The sequence below is a fragment of the Psychrobacter sp. CX5 genome, from assembly GCF_057621535.2.
This window is the reverse complement of the sequence record NZ_CM177735.1, coordinates 1,363,848-1,380,783: the sequence shown is the minus strand read 5'-3', so window position 1 is coordinate 1,380,783 and position 16,936 is coordinate 1,363,848. Positions and strand designations below refer to the sequence as shown.

The 16,936-nt window shown below is 45.4% G+C and carries 15 protein-coding genes; 12 read left to right on the top strand and 3 right to left on the bottom strand.

Annotated elements, in window-relative coordinates:
* Positions 1-75 precede the first annotated feature (75 nt).
* From AC21OG_RS05365 to AC21OG_RS05340, 6 genes are all read left to right on the top strand, one after another.
* Positions 76-1,074 (top strand): fructosamine kinase family protein, encoded by a 999-nt coding sequence (locus AC21OG_RS05365; RefSeq protein ID WP_487376446.1) that lies wholly within the window; start codon positions 76-78, stop codon positions 1,072-1,074.
* A gap of 5 nt (positions 1,075-1,079) precedes the next feature.
* On the top strand, positions 1,080-3,035 hold the full coding sequence (locus tag AC21OG_RS05360) for an ABC transporter ATP-binding protein (RefSeq protein WP_487376308.1): 1,956 nt from the start codon (positions 1,080-1,082) through the stop codon (positions 3,033-3,035).
* A 276-nt stretch (positions 3,036-3,311) separates the two neighbouring features.
* On the top strand, positions 3,312-3,680 hold the full coding sequence (locus AC21OG_RS05355) for a type II toxin-antitoxin system RelB/DinJ family antitoxin (protein WP_487376307.1): 369 nt from the start codon (positions 3,312-3,314) through the stop codon (positions 3,678-3,680).
* Positions 3,680-3,952, top strand: a complete 273-nt coding sequence (locus AC21OG_RS05350) for a type II toxin-antitoxin system YafQ family toxin (protein WP_486545542.1) — start codon at positions 3,680-3,682, stop codon at positions 3,950-3,952. Before AC21OG_RS05355 ends, AC21OG_RS05350 begins: the two co-directional genes overlap by 1 nt.
* Positions 3,953-4,023: 71 nt before the next feature.
* On the top strand, positions 4,024-4,920 hold the full coding sequence (locus AC21OG_RS05345; RefSeq protein WP_487376305.1) for an alpha/beta fold hydrolase: 897 nt from the start codon (positions 4,024-4,026) through the stop codon (positions 4,918-4,920).
* A gap of 21 nt (positions 4,921-4,941) precedes the next feature.
* On the top strand, positions 4,942-5,634 hold the full coding sequence (locus AC21OG_RS05340) for an alpha-ketoglutarate-dependent dioxygenase AlkB family protein (protein ID WP_487376304.1): 693 nt from the start codon (positions 4,942-4,944) through the stop codon (positions 5,632-5,634).
* 383 nt (positions 5,635-6,017) lie between these two features.
* On the opposite strand, the gene AC21OG_RS05335 is transcribed toward AC21OG_RS05340, so the two are convergent.
* The 3 genes from AC21OG_RS05335 to hisA all read right to left on the bottom strand — a co-directional run bounded on the left by AC21OG_RS05335 (position 6,018) and on the right by hisA (position 10,032).
* The gene (locus AC21OG_RS05335) at positions 6,018-7,025 is read right to left on the bottom strand and encodes an NADP-dependent oxidoreductase (protein ID WP_487376303.1); all 1,008 of its coding nucleotides are present in this window, start codon (positions 7,023-7,025) and stop codon (positions 6,018-6,020) included.
* A 334-nt stretch (positions 7,026-7,359) separates the two neighbouring features.
* Complete coding sequence (locus AC21OG_RS05330; RefSeq protein ID WP_487376301.1) at positions 7,360-9,099, bottom strand: mechanosensitive ion channel domain-containing protein; 1,740 nt, start codon at positions 9,097-9,099, stop codon at positions 7,360-7,362.
* Between the two features lie 132 nt (positions 9,100-9,231).
* Positions 9,232-10,032: a 1-(5-phosphoribosyl)-5-[(5-phosphoribosylamino)methylideneamino]imidazole-4-carboxamide isomerase gene (gene hisA, locus AC21OG_RS05325; protein WP_487376300.1), complete on the bottom strand. Its 801-nt coding sequence runs from the start codon at positions 10,030-10,032 to the stop codon at positions 9,232-9,234.
* A 491-nt stretch (positions 10,033-10,523) separates the two neighbouring features.
* Between hisA and AC21OG_RS05320 the strand changes: the two genes are divergently transcribed.
* The 6 genes from AC21OG_RS05320 (at position 10,524) to nqrF (ending at position 16,651) form a co-directional block, all read left to right on the top strand.
* The gene (locus AC21OG_RS05320) at positions 10,524-11,888 is read left to right on the top strand and encodes a Na(+)-translocating NADH-quinone reductase subunit A (protein ID WP_487376298.1); all 1,365 of its coding nucleotides are present in this window, start codon (positions 10,524-10,526) and stop codon (positions 11,886-11,888) included.
* 5 nt (positions 11,889-11,893) lie between these two features.
* Positions 11,894-13,126: an NADH:ubiquinone reductase (Na(+)-transporting) subunit B gene (locus AC21OG_RS05315; RefSeq protein ID WP_487376297.1), complete on the top strand. Its 1,233-nt coding sequence runs from the start codon at positions 11,894-11,896 to the stop codon at positions 13,124-13,126.
* On the top strand, positions 13,110-14,012 hold the full coding sequence (locus AC21OG_RS05310; RefSeq protein ID WP_487376296.1) for a Na(+)-translocating NADH-quinone reductase subunit C: 903 nt from the start codon (positions 13,110-13,112) through the stop codon (positions 14,010-14,012). The genes AC21OG_RS05315 and AC21OG_RS05310 overlap by 17 nt, the downstream gene beginning before the upstream one ends.
* Before the next feature lies 1 nt (position 14,013).
* Positions 14,014-14,688, top strand: a complete 675-nt coding sequence (locus AC21OG_RS05305; RefSeq protein WP_486545527.1) for an NADH:ubiquinone reductase (Na(+)-transporting) subunit D — start codon at positions 14,014-14,016, stop codon at positions 14,686-14,688.
* Positions 14,688-15,296 (top strand): NADH:ubiquinone reductase (Na(+)-transporting) subunit E, encoded by a 609-nt coding sequence (gene nqrE, locus AC21OG_RS05300; RefSeq protein WP_486545526.1) that lies wholly within the window; start codon positions 14,688-14,690, stop codon positions 15,294-15,296. Before AC21OG_RS05305 ends, nqrE begins: the two co-directional genes overlap by 1 nt.
* Before the next feature lie 107 nt (positions 15,297-15,403).
* Positions 15,404-16,651, top strand: coding sequence for an NADH:ubiquinone reductase (Na(+)-transporting) subunit F (gene nqrF, locus AC21OG_RS05295; protein ID WP_487376294.1), 1,248 nt, complete (start codon positions 15,404-15,406; stop codon positions 16,649-16,651).
* Positions 16,652-16,936 lie beyond the last annotated feature (285 nt).

Genomic DNA, 16,936 nt, shown 5'->3' with positions numbered 1-16,936 from the left:
GACTACCCAAATTCAATTCCCGCTTATCTTGCGTCGACGCCACGCTTTGATGGTTTGCTTTAGGCTGTCAATGCAATAAGTCCAACACCCATCGACTCGTTAGAACTATTAATAAGCCAGCCTGTTTCTGGGGGTGATATCAATGAGGCAAGTTTACTGACCCTTAATGACACCAAACAAGGCGATGTGCGGCTGTTTTTAAAACAAAACAGTCTTGATAAGTACCCTCTGCTACTGTCTGAAAGCATAGGACTGGCCGCACTACAACAGGCGGGAGTAAGGACTTGTCAGCCGCTTGCTGTCGGACGCGATACTGATATCGGCTGTGGATTTTTGCTACTGTCGGTGATTCACTCGACTAAAGGGTCAAAGTCTGCAACAGGCTCTGAGGACTTGGCAGGGCAACTGGCGACGTTACATCAAGCGCTACCACCCCAACCTAATATGACGAGTAACAAAGAGGAATTATCAGTCCCTGAGAAGTTTTCGACTCATAAAAACCAGACTCATTGGGTTGCTGGCTGGTTTGAAGACAACTATATTGGCAGTAGCCCGCAAAGCAATGACTGGACAGCCGACTGGCATGAGTTCTTTGCCTCTCAAAGGTTGGGACCCCAAACCAAAATGGCTTATGATCAGGGGTATTTAAACCGCCAAACGCTACAACGAATTGAACGCCTTCAGCACAAGCTTGATCACTATCTCCCGAGTTATTCGCAATTGGATAGTCAGGGTAATCCAAGACCAAGTCTGTTACACGGCGACTTATGGTCGGGCAATGCTATGATGGGCAATACCTCTATTACCTCTAAGGACTGCCATGAAACGCTGGGCTATTTGATTGATCCCGCAGTCTATGTCGGTCACCCTGAGACAGATCTGGCGATGACCCATTTATTTGGTGGCTTTACCCCTGAGTTTTATGAGGTCTATTTGGCACACTGCCCGGTTGCAGATGGGTTTACAGAGCGCATGGATGTGTATAATCTTTATCACTATTTGAATCATTTAAATTTATTTGGCACCGGCTATTTGACAGCGGTGCAGCGTATTGCACAGCGCTTTGGTGGATAACCGTTATGAATAAGCTTTTCAATTTCTTTGAAACTCGACTTACCGCCTTTCCTGAGAATAAAATCCCCCTACCCAAAGAAGGCTTGGTAAAGTTTTTGTGGGCGTGTACTTATGGCCTGCGCAAGTGGCTAGTGCTATTTATGATATTCACCGCTGGTATCGGGGTGTACGAGGCACTGCTCTATGCGTGGATTGGCGATCTTGTGGATTGGATGGGGATTTATACGCCTTCGACGCTATGGGCTGAGAAAAGCGGCACGTTGAAAATTATGTTTGCGGTGTTGATACTCAGTCCTTTCTGGGTAGCATTGGCCTCATTGGTACACTTTCAGGTCATCCAAGGGGTATTCCCGATGCAAATGCGCTGGCGGTTTCATAAGCGCATGTTGGGTCAGTCGATGGAATTTTATCAAAATGAATTCTCAGGCCGCGTATCTGCTAAGGTAATGCAAACGGCGCTAGCGGTGCGGGATACAGTGATTACCGTCGTCGATATGATGACCTATGTGCTGGTATTCTTTGTGACCAGTGGCATTATTTTATTCAAGCTCGATAGTTTGTTATTGATACCCTTTGCCATTTGGCTGGTGATGTTTGGCCTGACACTGTGGTACTTTTTACCGAAGCTTAGACAGACGGCCAGCACTCAGGCCAATGCGCGTGCCTTAATGACAGGGCGTATCACCGACGCCTATGCCAATATTATGACAGTCAAGCTATTTAGCCATTCACGGCGTGAATTGAGCTATGCCAAGTCGGCGATGAAGCAGTTTTTACAAACGGTTCATGGTCAGATGCGCTGGGTAACTGGTCTTGAATTTGTCAACCATTTGGTAAGTGTGTCCTTAATTGGTAGTACGGCTGCGATTGGGCTGTATTTATGGCAACGTGGTGATGTTGGGGTCGGCGCGCTTGCGATGGCGACAGCAATGGCGCTGCGCCTGAACAGCATGACCCACTGGATTATGTGGCAGATGGCGAGTCTATTTGAGAGTATCGGTACCGTGCAAGATGGTATCCGCACCTTATCGGCACCACAAAAGGTAGTGGATGCCCCAAATGCCAAGCAAATGGTCGTCACCCACGGTCATATTGCGTTTAAAAATGTTGACTTCGGTTATGAGGGCAAGGGTAAAACGGTGACCGGTCTAAAAGTCGCTACTGCCGATGATGCGCCAGAAGATTCGCTTAATACAGACACATCCTCTAAAAATCCTTCATCCAATCCGTCATCCAACCCTAATTATGTCAAACTGTTAGATAACTTTAATTTAGACATCAGACCAGGTGAGAAGATTGGCCTAGTTGGACGTTCAGGCGCTGGTAAATCGACCTTGGTCAATTTGCTATTGCGCTTTTATGATGTCGACTCCGGTAAGATCACGATTGATGATCAAGCCATTGATGACGTGACTCAAGAAAGCCTACGTCAGCAAATCGGCATGGTGACGCAAGACACCTCATTGCTACATCGCACCGTACGTGAAAACATCGCTTATGGTCGACCCACGGCCACCGATGAAGAGATTATCGCGGCTTGTAAAGAGGCGCAAGCGTGGGACTTTATTCAAGAGCTACATGATGCGAAGGGCAACAAGGGGCTTGATACCCAAGTTGGGGAGCGTGGGGTTAAGCTCTCTGGCGGTCAGCGCCAACGTATTGCCATTGCTCGGGTGATGCTAAAAAATGCGCCGATTCTATTGCTTGATGAGGCCACCAGTGCGCTCGACTCTGAGGTAGAGCACGCCATTACTGAGAGCTTAAACAGCATGATGACTGGCAAGACCGTTATCGCTATTGCGCATCGACTCTCAACGATTGCCGCACTTGATCGACTTGTGGTGATGGATAAAGGACGTATTATTGAGCAAGGCTCGCATGATGAACTCATTGAAAAACAAGGCGTGTATGCCGGACTGTGGCAACGTCAAAGTGGCGGCTTCTTGGGCGATGATGAATAAGAAGAATAACCACAAAAAGCATGGCCTCAGTATCGGTGCCCCTTAATCACTCACAAATCAGCGGGTCAAAGGCTTATGCTTTTAAAACACTCAGCTCGGTGCTCGTCCCTCGCACAACAACAGTTCACGTCTTGTTTTTCAATAAAGCTGTCTGTGATTTAGTCTATGTTGGGGACTATATTATTAAGGTCACTCTCACATTTATTTAAACCTATTAATGTAGTACAATGTACTACTATGTATAACATAAGAATACTCTTATAAGAGGCTGACACCATGAAATCGATGACGATAAGCACTCGTATTGACGAACCCACCAAAATTGCCTTTTCTCAAGTTTGTGAAGAAGTTGGGTTAAGCCCTTCTCAAGCAATACAACTATTCGCTAAAGCTGTGGTAAATTATGGCGGTATCCCTTTTGAGATAAAAGCACCAAAACCTAATGCCACCAGCATCAAGGCTATGCAGGCTTTTGATAACTCTGTTGTTGATGACTCAGATGCCAATCAAACTTTAGAATCCGCTGAAGACTTTCCTCAGCTTCTAAAAAATCTAGAGATAGATATCCAAACTCTTGAGACACAAGACAGTAAATCATTTGATAATCCCACTAAAGCCGAAGTTACCAAAAAAAGCAATGCTTAATGTATCCTATTGTTTATGAGAACCAATTTAAAAAAGACTTCAGAAAGCTTGTTAAACGCAACTTATTAGATGTTATTGAAACAGGCAATGTAATCGGTCAACTTCAACGCGCAGAAGTATTAGCGCCAAAATATGTTGATCATGCTTTAGTTGGAAACTTCAAGGGCTTTAGAGACTGTCATATTCGTCCAGACTTAGTTCTAATTTATCGCATTCACAATCAACAGTTGCAATTAGCTCGGATTGGTAGTCATGCGGAATTGTTTATCTAATAGCCTATAAATGGCTCTTTTAGCATAACCGTAGCTTGTGAATACAGGTGCGATACTATAGAGAAAATCATATGCAAATCCCTGAATTCGCCATAACCCTATCTGGTAAACAAGCCCGATATTACGATTTCAACCCCCTAAAAAACACCTTATCCGATACGCCTACCCAACAACCTATCGCACACTTTTATGGGGGTAATGGTTTCCCCGTTGGCGTTTATGAACCATTACTCACTGAGCTCAGTCAGCAATTTGAGGTTATCAGCTTGGCGATGCGAGGCTATTGGGTTGACTTACCAGCAAATAAGGTATTAACCCGTGAACAAGATGCAGATTACCTCATTGAGTTTTTAGAAAAAACGCAAGATAAACCGGTGATCGGTATCGGTCACTCACAAGGCGCCACAGCGACCGCGATGGCAGCAGCCCAACGTCCTGATTTATTCTCTGCGCTGTATTTGATTGATCCAGTGACGTTTACCAAAGCTCAATATCTGATTTACAGCCGCCTTCCGCGCAAGATATTATTAACTCAAGAACCCTTTAAGAGTACTCAGGTTAAACAGGCAGATTGGGCAAACGTGGACGACTACTATCAGTATTTACGTCAGCATCGTGCGTTTAAGCGTATCAGTGATGAGCATCTGATGATATTTGCCCAAAACAGTTTGATTGCAACAGAACAAGGGGACTTTACCTTACTGTTTCAACCCAAGTACGAACTTGCCAGCTACTTTGGCACGCCTTATATCACCTCAGCATTGAAAACGCTGAATAAAAACAACACACCTTATCATCTCATACTGGCAAAGCCCTCGGTATTTAACAGTGATAAAGTACGTCAAAGCTGGAAACATATCGTGCCAGATGACCACATCACTATTTTGCCAGAGTATGGCCATTTACTGCCGATGGAAGCGCCTGAAGCCTGTGCAAAGATTATTTTTGACCTGCAAACGAGCCGCTAAACCTCACGTCAAAAGGTAAATATGCCTGATTTATTTGCTCCCGCTCCGACCGATAACCTATTGCCATACGACGGTATCGTCAATGATCTCGGTTTCGTGATTGAAAACCCTACTGAGTTATATCAGCAGCTGCTTGATGAATTGCCGTGGCAGTCTGATAAGGTAACCTTATTTGGTAAAACCCATATCACCAGCCGCAAGATTGTGTGGATGGGCGGACGCAACTCAACAACTAATGCCAGTCACGAAACAGATAATGGCTTAAATAAACAGACAAATGACGCATTAGCGTATGCTTACTCAGGGCATACTCGAGCGATTCATCCTTGGCATGACACAGTGTTCCACGTGAAACAAGTGGTTGAACACAAGCTTGCAGACATAGGAGTCGATGTCAGCTTTAATACTTGTCTATTGAATTACTACCCGACGGGTATGGATGGTATGGGCTATCATGCTGATGATGAGTCTGTGCTTGGGCCACAGCCGATTATCGCATCCTTATCTCTCGGTGCGACGCGTAAATTTGTACTCAAACATCAAGCAAAGAAGACGAACGTTGAGCTGAACCTTGAATCAGGACAACTCATCGTCATGCGCGGTGTCACCCAACAGTACTGGAAGCACACCGTTACCAAAACCAAAGCGGTAAGTGATGGGCGAATTAGTTTAACCTTTCGGCAGATGCTAACTGCCAACCACAGGGCAGGTTAAAGCATTAACTTATCAAACGTCTTAGATGAATTTGAGCAACTATATTTGACCTGAATTCGGGATCAATAATCCTCTAATTCATTATTTTAATTGAGTTTATTGAATCCCTCCCCAGCCCTCCCTTTACAAAAGGGAGGGAGCTGACCTTTTAAAATATAAGGAAGAGTTGACTTATATATCTGAAAAGTTAAGGTAATTGTACGGGTTGTATTGAAGTCAAAGCTGGAACCGTGAGCGCGTTTTAGCCCTGACAGTAGCGGGTATCCTTGGAAAAGCACAGGGTTGCAGGCGCTTGGTTAGAGGCAGTCTCGTGATGCAGGAATGACGCTAGCCTTAGTGCCTGCCCCAGTGCAAGCCAAGATATGAGCGGATGGCAGGATGAGCTACACCTCAAGCACTATCTTGCCAAAGCTATCCCCTTTCTCAATCTCGCGGTGTGCTTGCTCGGCTTGCGCTAACGGATATATGTTTTGAAAGTGCAGCTTAATCTTGCCAGCGGCTATCATTGCCAGTACTTCGCTTAAGTCCTCGCCATCGGGATTGGCTTTAAATCCTTTGACCGTGATGTTTTTATCTGCGCCCGCTTGTTGTAATTTATCGACCCAGATTGAGGGCAATACCACCACTCGTCCTTGCTCTTTAAGCACCGACAATGCGCGCACGCCTGCCTCATTACCCACTAAGTCCATTAGCAAATCAGCTTGCAGCGGCGGGAAGTCATCCTCTTTGGTATAGTCAATCCAGCCAGCCAGTTTACTCGTGTCGATAAGGCTTTCCAGCTTTTTGTATTTCTCCGGGGAGCAAATAACCGTCAGCTTGATACCTTGTTCGTCAACTTTTTGTATCAGCATTTGCACCATGAGATGCCCAACACCACCGGCAGGCGCATTCATGACCACATGATCGCCAGACTTAATATCGGCCATGTCAAAGGCAAACTTGATAGACTGATAGGCGGTCAACCCTACACAAGGCAATGCACCCGCCGTTTTTAGGTCGACACTGTCAGGCACCTTAGCCAATAACTCGGCATCGATCGCAGTGTACTGTGCATAACATCCGCCACCAAAGCTGAGCGAGGCGACCTTATCCCCTGCTTCAAAGCCATCAACGTTGCTCGCCACGACTTCCCCTGCCATATCAAAGCCTAGTATGGCGGGCTTGCCGTTGGCAAATTCGTTATTCTTGATATTATCCGCACCCCAGCCGAGTCCTTGACGGGTTTTGTAATCGACAGGATTGACACTGGCATAGGCGATTTTCACCAGCACTTGCTTATCGCCCAGCTTAGGAACGTCGACGTCGGTTTGATAGTGTAATACCTCAGGCGCACCAAATTCTTTCAGGGTAACGGCGGCTTGGATCTTTGGTGGTTGAATATCGTGTGACATAACGGTCTCCTTGTTGTCGGTTTGCATGGGCGGTTTATTTATCGTTGTCGCTCGGTTTAATAGACCTCTTTCGAAACTAAATTAAAAGCCTTATATTTAGGACTAATGCATAAATGATCTTTAGCGACTGGTAATTATTTATATACGCTGGCTGTACAGTAGTTCCAGAGGCGCAATAAATAACTCCCAGTCGCTTGTCACTTGCTAAATATCGTGTTTTAAGTAAGTCCTAATACTGTTGTCGCTTACATTAAAATAGGGGTTTCGAAAGATATCTCATATTAATAAGATTTAAGCCTCTTTAAAATTTATAGATATTTATTCTTGAGGGGTTTTATTCTTGAGGACTATTGTTGCTTAACAAGTCCTTGTCACCCGACGCGTCGTTAATTTCTTCTTCCACTTTTTGCATTAGCTTAGGATCTGGGCGGGCATCGAGTACATCCACCGCATCCCGATCGCCGAGCACATGTTTAGCACGCTGCTTGGCGCGTTGCTTCTCCGCACTGTCAGGCTTATTGGAGGTTTTGTCAGTTGTGGTATCCGTGTCAGCCTTGTCAGAATTGTTACTGGAAATGACATTGACCCCAACAGCGGACTGCGATGAGCCGGTGTCTGTTAGCTGAGCGTTTGCCTTCTTAATAGCGTCCTCAACGCCGCCATCAAATCGTAACTTGTAGATAGGTTCGGGCAGGCTAAATCCGGTGTCCTCTAAGGCGTGCTTTGCTTCACGAATGGCAATACTACGCGCCTTGAATAAATCGGTGTCGGATTGATTGACCCACACCTGAAACTCTAACACGATATTTGAATCGCCCACTTCATCGATAATCGCCACCGCTTTAGGGTCTTTAAGAATGAAGTCCAGTTTATTGATGGCGTCCAATCCAACCTTGATGGCGGCAATGGGATCGTCATTGGCATCAACGCCAAGCTTAAAGTCAAAGCGGCGCTCTGGATTTTTGGTGTAATTTAAGATAGTCGCTTTGAAAACTTCAGAGTTTGGGATGCGTAACTGGTTACCGTCTTGGGTCATCAAGATCGTGGCACGACTGGTGAGTCTGACCACAATACCGCTCTTATCATTAATCTGCACAACGTCACGGGCTTGAAAGGGCTGGCGCACACTAAGCATCAGCGAGGCAATATAGTTCTCAATGGTGTCTTTCACCGCAAAACCGACGGCAATACCGACCACCCCTGCACCGCCCAATAAGGTACCGATAATGGCCTCAGCACCCAATAGACTAAGGGCCAATATTAAGCCAAGGATAATAAACACCACCTTCACTGATTGAGACAGAAGCTCCGCAACAAAAGGGTTTGGCGTGATGCGTAGCCACAGCTTATCCCGCCTTGCAAGCCAAGATCCAAACCACACCACGGCGGCAAACACCAGTATCGCTACTAGCAATAAAGGCAATGCTTGGATAAAGGCATGCACTTGTTGCTTAAGACTGGTAATCAAGGGAGTGACGTTGTCTTGTACATCCAAAGTACGACTGATTCGGTCTTCAACTGCGACCACATCGCTCACTCGGTTTGCCAAGCTGATGGCCTGTTGTGCTTTTTTCTCGTTCGGCGCCTCGCCGGTCAAGCTGACCACACCCTGATTAACACTGACGTTAACTGACTTTAAACCCTCAATCTCTGAGTAAATTCCGCTGATGCGCTTTTTGATATCTGCGTCATTGACCTGATTGGCACTGGTTTCGATGACTGTGTCTTTTTCAGTAATGTTGCCTGCTGCTGGGGCACTATTTGTCGCTTTATTAGTTGCCGCCTCATTAGTTGCTGCTTCATTAGACTGAAAGTTTGCTGGCGTGCTTTTAGTAGTGCCTTCTGCTTCTGTTGCAGAATTGGTAGGATTAGAGTCTTTGGGCGCCATATTGACCGATTCATCAGTGCCGACCGTTTGACCATTATTGATGATCGCCTTGCCAGCCGCCACCATATCTTCCGTCAGCGCTTGGGCTGGCAGACTTACCACCAACACCATACACCCTACCAATAGACCTTGCTTGAGCCAAGAGCTTCTAGGCTGGCGCTGCTGTCGGTACATAGAGTCTGCCATGATAAATCCTATGGTTTGTTTGTCTTAATCGGTTAGCCTCTAGATTATTCAATATCTAAAACGCTTACTCAAAGCATGCGTTGATTCTTTAGCTAATTACTTATTGGGTTATTAAAACGATTATCTATTCAATTACTTATCAAGATAAGCCTGCGCTTCTCTTAAATCAAGAGTCCCCTCGTAGATAGCACGACCAGTAATAATACCCTCTAGGCAGTCTCCATAAGGCTTTAGCAACTCTATATCTTTCATATTCGTCACGCCGCCTGAGGCAATCACACGAATGCCGCCTTCACGAGCCAGCGTCACCGTCTGCTCAACATTGACGCCCTGCATCATACCGTCTCGCGCAATATCCGTGTACACAATCGAAGACACGCCAGCATCGGCAAAGCGCTTAGCAAGTTCTACCGCTTTCACATCGGTCACATTGGCCCAGCCGTGCGTCGCGACCATGCCGTCTTTGGCATCAATCCCGACAATAATATGTCCGGCAAACTCACGGCACGCCTCTTCGACAAATTCAGGGTTTTCAACCGCCTTGGTGCCGATAATAATATAAGTCAATCCTGCCGTCAGATAATGCTCGATGGTCTGTAAGCTACGCACCCCGCCACCAAGCTGTACGGGTAATGTAGGATGAGCCGTCGCAATTTGGGTCACGACCTGTTTATGTACAGGCTCACCATCAAACGCACCGTTTAGATCGACTAAATGCAGACGGCGAGCGCCTTCTTCCACCCAGCGCGTGGCCACTGCTACGGGATCATCAGAAAACACCGTATCATCTTCCATACGACCTTGTTTTAATCGCACACATTTACCATCCTTTAAATCAATCGCTGGGATAAGCAATGGCGCAGCATGTACGCTTTGTGGGTCGCTTTGAGGGTTTGATGAGTTCGCTGAGTTGGGTGAAGATGGTGTCGTCATTGGTAAAGCCCTGATAATATAATGGTTGTCAAAAACGCGATGAGGGTAGCAAGAAGTGTCGTTAATTTAATAGATGTCATTTTTCATTTGCTGGTCTTTATTTATTTGCTGTTATGGTGCTAGCAGTATAATAAGGATAAACCGAGTTATTATCCACAATTATGCAATCAAAACCCTAAAGTTATGAAACATACTGGCAATTTTAGGGTAAATTAACGTATAATCCTAGGATATATTGTATATGTATTTTGGTAGCCAGTCGCCACTGTCTTCTATGTTAAGAGATTAGCACAGGTCTATAGGCGCGCAAGTTATTGTCTTTATTTTGCCTATATTTTGCGTGTTATTAGCTCTGTTGTGCGTTTTCTGTCGTACTGCTGCTACACTCTCTTTTATTCAGCACGTTCATATCACGGCCTCTTCGCCGTTCCTGATTTGAGCAAACCCGACGGGACGTCTGGCCTTTCTTCGCTTATGGAATAAGTTCGCTTATGATAACCATTAAAAAGGGGCTTGATTTGCCTATTGCTGGTGAACCCAGCAGTGAAATCACCCAGCATTCGCCAAAGCATGTTGCGCTTATCGGTTATGACTATGTCGGTATGAAACCTACGATGAACGTTAAGGTAGGAGATACTGTTGTTAAGGGTCAACCCGTTTTTGAAGATAAAAAAAGAGTTGGCGTTATTTACACGGCTCCTGCATCTGGCAAGGTCGTGGCCGTAAATCGTGGCGAGCGTCGTGTCTTTGAGAGCTTGGTCGTTGAAGTAGATCCTACTGTTGGCCCAGAAGCTAACGAGGTCACTTTTAATAAGTACAGCTCAAACGAACTGGCAGGTCTTGATTCAGAAGCAGTTGAAGCTCAGCTCGTCAAATCGGGTGAATGGACTGCTTTTCGTACGCGTCCCTATAGTCGTACACCAGAGATTGGATCGCGTCCGCAAGCCATATTCGTCACTGCCATGGATACCAATCCACTTGCCTATGACCCTATGGTAATCATTCAGCAAGAGGAGCAAGCCTTTAATGATGGTTTAGCGGTATTATCGACACTGTCGCCGAAGACATACGTCTGCCACCATGGCGATGCAAATATTCCTAAATCCACTAATACTGCCGCTGGCAATGTTACTGAATATCATGCTTTTACAGGCAAACATCCCGCAGGCTTAGCAGGGACTCATATTCACTTTTTGCATCCTGTTAGCCGTGAAGTAACGGTGTGGACTATTGGCTTTCAAGATGTGATCGCCATTGGTAAGTTATTTACATCCGGTCATATTTATACGCGTCGTCTTATTAGCTTAGCGGGTCCCGCGGCGAAAAATCCGCGTCTTATATTGACCGATCGTGGTGCTGACTTGACTGAGCTTACCAATGGTGAGCTCAATGGTACTGATGTGCGGGTCATTACAGGCTCTGTATTCTCGGGTCGTAAAACTATTGCTACAACAGCCTACCTTGGTCGCTTTCACAATCAAGTGAGCGTCTTAGCGGAAGGCCATGAGCGTCCTGCATTCCACTTCTTAAGTTTGGGTTTTAACCGCTTCTCAAAGCTGCCTATCTATATATCGCAGTTCTTTAAAACTAAAAAATACAATTTCACTACCACATCTAACGGCTCACCTCGTGCCATGGTGCCTATTGGTGTCTTTGAAGAGGTCATGCCACAAGACTATCTACCGACTCAGTTATTGCGTGCCCTTATTGTTGAAGATATTATTTCAGCAGTCGATCTTGGTGCCTTAGAGCTTGATGAAGAAGATTTGGCATTGTGTACCTTTGTGTCCCCCGGTAAATACGAGTTTGGTGACATCTTGCGTGATAACTTAACGCGCATCGAGCAGGAGGGCTAACGCTGATGAAATTTTTACATAATATGTTTGACCGCTTAGAGCCTAGCTTTACCAAAGGCGGTAAATTTGAAAAATACTATGCTGTCTTTGAGATGTTCGATACGTTCCTACGTCAGCCAGACAGTACCACACATTCAGCAGCGCACGTGCGTGATGGTATCGACTTAAAGCGCATCATGATTTTGGTTTGGCTTTGTACCTTTCCTGCGATGTTTTGGGGTATGTACAACGTCGGTCATCAAGCACTGATGGCCATTCAACAATTGGGCCTTCAGCCTGAAGGCTGGCGCACTGCCATTACCGCTATGGCAGGCTATGACCCAAATAGTATTTGGGCAGCCTTTGTCTATGGTGCAATGCAATTCTTACCTATCTATATTGTGACTTTCGCGGTAGGTATTGCGTGGGAAATCCTATTTGCTGTCGTGCGCGGACATGAAGTTAACGAAGGATTTTTCGTTACTTCTGTGCTTTTTGCCTTATGTTTACCACCCGATATTCCGTTATGGCAGGTGGCACTTGGTATCAGCTTTGGGGTAGTCGTTGCCAAAGAAGTATTCGGTGGTACGGGTAAAAACTTCCTTAACCCTGCCCTATCTGGTCGTGCCTTTTTATACTTTGCCTACCCCGCTTATATGTCAGGCGACACCGTTTGGACAGCAGTGGATGGCTTCTCAGGTGCAACACCACTTGGCTTAGCGGCTATTGGCGTCACCCCAGAAAAGTTTACCGATGTGTATGGCAACGCCATTACTTGGATGGATGCCTTCTTAGGTAACATGCAAGGCAGTATCGGTGAAGTCTCTACTTTGGCTATCTTAATCGGTATGGTGATCTTAATTTGGACACGCATTGCCTCTTGGCGCATCATCGCAGGCTGTGTGATCGGTTTGATTATCACCACATTGGTGTTTAATGCGATTGGGTCAGATGATAATCTGATGATGAACCTACCTTGGTATTGGCATCTAGTATTGGGTGGCTTTGCCTTTGGTGCGGTGTTTATGGCGACCGACCCTGTCTCAGCGGCGCATACGAATAAAGGACGCTGGGCTTACGGTCTGTTAATTGGCTTTATGACGGTTGTGATCCGTGTAATCAACCCTGCCTTCCCAGAAGGTATAATGCTCGCCATCTTATTTGCTAACTTGTTTGCGCCCTTATTTGACTATTTTGTCACTCAAGCAAACATCAAACGTCAAACGGCTCGGAGGTTGCGTCATGTCCCAGCAGACTAAAAAAAGCTCAAACTCTAACATGACCACCATTATGGTGGCGTTGGTCTTGTGTTTGGTATGCTCGGTATTAGTATCCGCAGTTGCCGTGGGCTTAAAGTCAGCTCAAGTTGACAACCAATTATTAGATCGTAATAAAAACATCTTAGTTGCCGCCGGTCTATTTGACCCAGAAACGGAAACCAATGAAGATGTTGAGCAAAAGTTCAAAGATTTCGAGGTCAAGCTGGTTGATTTAAAAACGGGCGAATACGCGACTGACGATCAGTTATCAGAAGCGGGCATCTCAGATATCAATGACTATGATGCCAATCAAGCTGCTAAGAACAAAGCCCTAAGTCAAGATTTAGGCAATGAAGACCCAGCGGGCATCGGCAGTGTGCCAAACTTTGCGAAAGTTTATGTTAAAAATGATGCCAATGGCAATCCTGAACTGGTTGTATTACCCGTACATGGCTATGGTCTATGGGGCACAATCTATGGTTTCTTAACCTTGGAGAGTGACCTAAATACCGTAAAAGGTATCAGTTGGTATGATCATAAAGAAACACCTGGCCTAGGCGCACGCATCGAAGAGAAAAAATGGCGTGACCAGTGGGAAGGTGTCAATGCTTATGACGATCAAGGTAACGTCTCGATCGGTGTGGGTAAAGGCAAACCCATTGATGGTATCAGTGGCGCAACTCTGACCAGTCGCGGCGTGAACAATCTTGTTCAGTTTTGGCTAAGCGATCGTGGATACAAACCCTATTTAGATCATTTACGTAGTGGTAAAGCAGATAGCCAAACTCAAGCTAGTAAAGCGAGTGGTACTAAGGGGCAAAAGTCCTTAACCGCTCACACAACTCATTTGGCTAACAGTAAAGCCACTGCGGGCGAGGAGGCATAACATGGCTACAGATACCAAAAAAATCTTAACCACGCCGATCTTTGATAACAACCCAATTGCCCTGCAAATCTTGGGTATCTGTTCGGCATTAGCGGTCACCACGAGTGTTAAAAATGCATTGGTTATGTGTATTGCATTAACGTTAGTGACCGCCTTTTCAAGCTTTTTTATCTCAACAATTCGAGACCGTATTCCATCAAGCATTCGTATTATCGTACAGATGACGATCATCGCCTCTTTGGTTATTATCGTTGACCAAATTCTAAAAGCGGTGGCTTACGACGTGAGTAAGTCCCTGTCCGTATTCGTCGGTCTGATTATTACCAACTGTATCGTGATGGGTCGCGCTGAAGCGTTTGCTATGAGTAATCCGCCTATTCCAAGCTTCTTAGATGGTATTGGTAATGGTCTTGGTTACTCAGCGGTATTGCTATTCGTCGCTTGTATTCGTGAGCTGCTTGGTAGTGGTAGTATCTTAGGTATTACCCTACTGAGTCCTGTCACTGATGGTGGCTGGTATGTGCCAAATGGTCTATTGTTGCTGCCTCCTTCTGCGTTCTTTATTATCGGCTTGTTTATTGCGATTATCCGCACTTGGAAACCAGAACAAGTTGAAGAGCCAGAGTTTGTGATGAAGCCTCAATCTAAAGGTATGGTTCATGGAGGAGGTCACTAATGGGACATTATCTTAGTCTATTTATAACGTCAGTATTTATCGAAAATATGGCGCTTGCCTATTTCTTGGGCATGTGTACCTTCTTGGCCGTCTCTAAAAAGGTCTCTACCGCTATAGGTCTTGGCATTGCCGTTATTGCGGTGATGACTATAACAGTACCTTTGAATAATTTGTTATATCAGTTTATTCTAAAAAATGGCGCTCTTGCGTGGGCTGGCTTCCCTGATATGGACCTAAGCTTTTTAGGGCTATTAAGTTATATTGCCCTTATTGCGGCAACCGTCCAGATTCTTGAAATGTTTTTGGATAAGTTTGTGCCATCGCTATACAATGCGCTAGGTGTGTTCTTACCCCTTATTACGGTGAACTGCGCTATTTTAGGTGGCGTCTTATTTATGGTAGAGCGTGACTATAATTTCACTGAGTCATTAACGTATGGTGTGGGTGCCGGTTTTGGTTGGGCTCTTGCCATTGCGCTTTTGGCAGGTATTCGTGAGAAGCTTAAGTATTCAGATGTCCCTGCCCCACTACGTGGTCTTGGTATCACCTTTATTACTGTCGGATTGATGTCGCTTGGGTTTATGTCATTCGGTGGTATGTCAATATAGCCGACCTACCCTATTTAGTTGACTTATATTGACGACTAAACAAGATTGTAAACATAGATAATAAAGAGACAACAAGCGATTTTAATATTTAAATAAGGACAAGTATCATGGGTTTGTTTGATACATTTGGTACCGCCATTGGCGGCGTCGCCATGTTTACCCTGATTATCATGAGCTTAGTCGCCATTATTTTGGTTGCCCGCTCACGATTGGTCAGTTCAGGGGATGTCACCATACATATTAATGACAATCCTGACAACGACATTGTCACCCCGGCTGGTGGTAAATTACTACAGACGCTTGCAAGCGAGGGGATCTTCTTATCTTCAGCGTGTGGCGGTGGTGGTACATGTGGTCAGTGCCGTTGTAAAGTCATTGAAGGTGGTGGCTCTATTCTACCTACTGAAGAAGGTCACTTCACCCAAGGTGAAATTCGCGATAACATGCGTCTTGCCTGTCAGGTTGCTGTCAAGCAAGACATGGAGATCGAAGTTGATCCTGAGTTCTTTGATGTACAGAAGTGGGAATGTGAGGTGGTGTCAAACCATAACGTTGCGACTTTCATTAAAGAGCTGGTGTTAAAAATACCGGAAGGCGAAGAAGTAAGATTCCGTGCCGGTGGTTATGTCCAGTTAGAGGCACCACCGCACGAAGTCCACTACAAAGACTTTGATATTGATGACGAATACAAAGAGGACTGGGAAAAATTCGACATGTACAGATATGTGTCGAAGGTCGATGAAGAAGTCATTCGTGCCTATTCTATGGCTAACTACCCTGATGAAAAAGGTATTATTAAATTTAATATCCGTATCGCCAGTCCACCACCTCGTGGTCCTGAAGGTATACCGCCAGGCAAAATGTCTTCTTGGGTATTTAGCTTAAAACCCGGTGATAAAGTGACTGTGTCTGGTCCGTATGGTGAATTCTTTGCCAAAGACACTAAAGCGGAAATGGTATTTGTGGGTGGCGGTGCCGGTATGGCTCCGATGCGCTCACACATCTTTGATCAGCTTAAGCGCTTACACTCAGACCGCAAGATTAGCTTTTGGTATGGCGCGCGCTCTGTTCGTGAAATGTTCTATGTCGAAGATTATGATATGCTGCAAGAGCAATTTGATAACTTTGAATGGCATGTGGCGTTGTCTGATCCGCTTCCTGATGACAACTGGGATGGCTATACTGGCTTCATTCACAATGTATTATATGAAGAGTATCTGAAAGACCATCCAAATCCAGAAGATTGCGAATACTATATGTGTGGGCCACCGGTCATGAATGCCGCCGTTATCAATATGCTTCATGAGCTCGGTGTTGAAGATGAAAACATCCTACTTGATGACTTTGGTGGTTAAAAGCAGGGTGGTTAAAAGCAGGGTGGCTAAAAGCAGGGTGGTTAAACTCAATGCGATTAATTGAGTTGGGTTTAATTGCCCTCATTTAATAAGTTAATTTATGCTAAATTAAGAGTCTCAGACGAGGCTCTTTTTTTTGGCTAATCATTTTAGTCCCCCTTCCCTACCCTCATTTATAGTCAGCGAGATACTAAACGGTTGCGGTGTTAACCTCGCTAAGCCTACACTTGTTGTACTTGCGCTCGGTTGCCTTGTCACCATTTTAGACTTCTCTGACTAAAGATA